Consider the following 2545-nt stretch of genomic DNA (forward strand, 5'->3'; position numbering starts at 1 on the left):
AATAGGAAGTCCCAAGTAAGAAGCTGACCAATGGAGCGCCAGAGTAACAAAAACAATAGGATGGACTGCACCATTGCGGATACAGAAGCACTTAATGCTACACCGCCGTGCTCTAAAAGCGGGGTGAACATTTTGGCAGTCAACAGGTAAACTCCGATGCCTATCACTCCCACAATTACGGGTGTACGGGTGTTTTCTAAGGCATAAAACGCACGTGTAATCAAATCGCGGGCCGCTAGGAAATAAAGACCCATGCCATAGAAAATAAGACCAAAGGCAGTCCAAGATAATGCTTCTTCATTAAAAGCACCCGATTGGCGAACAAATAGAAGATTAATTAAATTTTCGCCATATAAAATGAAGCCAATTGTCACTGGAAACAACAAAATCAATAAATAAGACAACCCTTTTTCCAGTGTAGCTTTCATTAAATGCATTTCTTTACGCTTTACGTAATTGGCTAGCAGCGGAAACAAGGGTAATGTAAATGCCCCAACAAAGATAGCCATTGGTAGCTGAGCAATCTGATTAGCATAAGAAAGTGCCGCAACCTTTCCATCCCCAAGCCCCGTAGTTAATCCACGTTCCAGAAAGGTGGTGGTTTGCGAGATAACGGAACCAATGAGGATTGGCACAACCCGTTCACCCATGCTTCGCAATTCAGCATCCTGACGATATTGCAGGTTAAACCGTTGACTATAGCCATATTTACGCATGGCTGGCCACATCACGACTAAAGCAGCTACGTAACCAAGAGTGGTAGCTATTGATAAACCATCTACTCCAACGATTGGTACCAAAGCAACCATGGCAAGGATAACAATAACACTGTTCGCTACCGTGCCTAATGTAGATGTAAAAAAATGATGATGTGCATTTAAGACGCTTGCCCATAATCCAGCTAGACCAATAAAGAAAACAGATGGCCACATCAACTGTAATTGCCGGATGGTAAGTGCTGCTTTTTCACCGCTCACTCCATACATCAGAGCAATCTGAGGAGAGAGGAAATAGCCGGCTACAGTCAGGGCAAAAAAGCTAAAGGTTATGAGCGCCAGCATTTTATGGTAGAGAACAGAAGCCTTCTGTGTCTGATTCTCTTCTAGTATTCCTCGCATAGTGGGGATCATCACTGCATTGATCGCTCCCGGAATGATCATGAACAAGGTCATGGGAATCGTTAAGGCAAGAAAGTAGGCATCCGCCTCCATTCCTGTTCCATACAAATGTGAAACATAGAGTGTGCGAACAAAGCCTAGCAAGCGTCCTATTAATGTTATCACTACTATCATGGATGCAGTTTTTAGTAAATTCACAGCTCGTAATCTCCTAATTCTTGCGCGCTACTTATCTGTTAGTTAACAACGCTAGATTTCTTTTCCTTGCTACCCTATCTTATGATTCATTATAATGGTAGGGTCGAACATATGTGTAGGGGGACTTCGCTTGAAAACGAATCTAAAAAAGTTGGTTATGAATCCTACCAACTGGATTTACTTATTACTCACCTATCCTATCATTGATTACGCAATGCGTAAATTTATCCCGATTGGATTTATTGTTTCTTTGTGGGATGAAGGCGTACTTACTGTCCTCCTTCTGTTTACCTTTATTGCGTATGCAAAAGGCCACCGTACCATGCCTGGCATTAAACATGCGTTCCTTGCCTTTTTGATATTTGGCCTGGGACTTATGTTTATGGATATGACTAATTTTAATGCTAGCGTGGAAGGGTTTCGAGCTATATTCCAATATATGGTTGCATTATTAATCGGCTTCTATCTCATTGAGTCGAAAGAACAAATGCAGAGTTTCTTGAAAGCCTTCACCTTAGTTGGTCTATTCGTAGCCTTGATTGGCGTAATGCAGGTGGTACTTGGGGTGGAAGTAAACAGCTCCTGGACAGGAGAAAACGAATCAATGAAGAGACGTGCATTCTCCATTGTAACAAGCCCGAATGTTTTGGGTAGCTACATGATCCTTACCATTCCAATTGCAGTCGGCCTATTTTTGCAAGGGACAACGAAAAAGCAAAAGCTTATCTGGGGGCTGACATCCCTGATCATGCTAGTTTGTCTTATTGCAACAGGCTCGCGCGGAGCTTGGTTCGCTCTGCTTGCTGTCTTAGTTATTGGCTCTGTATTTGTGAACCGGAAAGTTTTCTTATCCATTGTAGCTGTAGCCATAATTGGCGGTGTTGTTTTATTGGCTGTACCAGAGACAACTCCTGTCATCGGTAAGGTACAAAACCGCATTACCACTCTGTTTACTGAGGACTATTGGGAAAAGAGCAGCCAAAGCGGCCGCGTCGCGCGTTGGACGAATGCTTACCACCGGATGCGACTAGAACCATTATTTGGTGCTGGCCCTGGTCATTGGGGCGGAGCCGTGGGTTCCCGTTATTTTGGAACCATCTATACTGACAGCTATATGTTTAAAACGTTGGCTGAAACAGGGATCATTGGCTTGACTCTATTGGTTACCATGATGCTTGCCATTGTTAAATATGCGGCTCAGGCGACCCTGCGCTGGAAAAACACGCCGT

2 protein-coding genes are annotated in these 2545 nt (G+C 43.6%); one reads left to right on the plus strand and one right to left on the minus strand.

What is annotated here, in order from left to right:
• The coding region (gene murJ / locus AYJ08_RS02955; protein ID WP_064016526.1) for a murein biosynthesis integral membrane protein MurJ at positions 1–1316 on the minus strand (1316 nt) is incomplete at its 3' end.
• 130 nt (positions 1317–1446) lie between these two features.
• On the opposite strand from murJ, the gene AYJ08_RS02960 reads away from it, so the two are divergent.
• On the plus strand, positions 1447–2545 hold a 1099-nt coding region (locus tag AYJ08_RS02960; protein ID WP_231928976.1), incomplete at its 3' end, for an O-antigen ligase family protein.

Source organism: Brevibacillus sp. SKDU10, assembly GCF_001645205.1.
Lineage (GTDB): Bacteria > Bacillota > Bacilli > Brevibacillales > Brevibacillaceae > Brevibacillus_B > Brevibacillus_B halotolerans.